The sequence below is a fragment of the Blautia wexlerae genome, from assembly GCF_013300825.1.
In the GTDB taxonomy this organism is placed as follows: Bacteria; Bacillota; Clostridia; order Lachnospirales; family Lachnospiraceae; genus Blautia_A; species Blautia_A wexlerae_B.
This window is the reverse complement of sequence record NZ_JAAIMY010000097.1, coordinates 1-510: the sequence shown is the minus strand read 5'-3', so window position 1 is coordinate 510 and position 510 is coordinate 1. Positions and strand designations below refer to the sequence as shown.

The 510-nt window shown below is 40.6% G+C and carries 1 rRNA gene; it reads right to left on the bottom strand.

The features are described 5' to 3' along the window. Positions 1 to 273: 273 nt before the first annotated feature. Positions 274 to 391 (bottom strand): 5S ribosomal RNA (rrf, locus tag G4417_RS16585). Positions 392 to 510: the final 119 nt, after the last annotated feature.

Below are 510 nucleotides of genomic sequence, written 5' to 3'. Positions count from 1 at the left end.
CTTTCGCTTCATCACCCTAGCGTAGGTGATGCGGTCGTTTGATTCTCATTGTTTTTGATAACTTTGTTATCGATGTCTTCCTATCTTGCGTTTTATGAGATACTCTCATATCTCTTAACGTTTTGTATCAAGGATATTTGATTAACTTTAATCAAATTTCATGTATGCAGTTTTCAAGGTACATATCTGACTGATCTTTTATCAGTCATCAGAAACTTTAAATCTTTATTTAAAATCTCTCATCACTGGTAAATTCAGTTTTTTCTTTTTTTGATCTGGCGCCCACCTGCTCTCCCACACCGTCTCCAGTGCAGTACCATCGGCCGATTGGGTCTTAACCATCGTGTTCGGGATGGGAACGGGTGTTTCCCCCAACCGCATCGGCACCAGAAGGATCAACTTTTATCTCCTTGATAACTCAACAGTAAAACACATTCATTTCTCTACTTATCTTACCTTAGAAAGGAGGTGATCCAGCCGCACCTTCCGATACGGCTACCTTGTTACGAC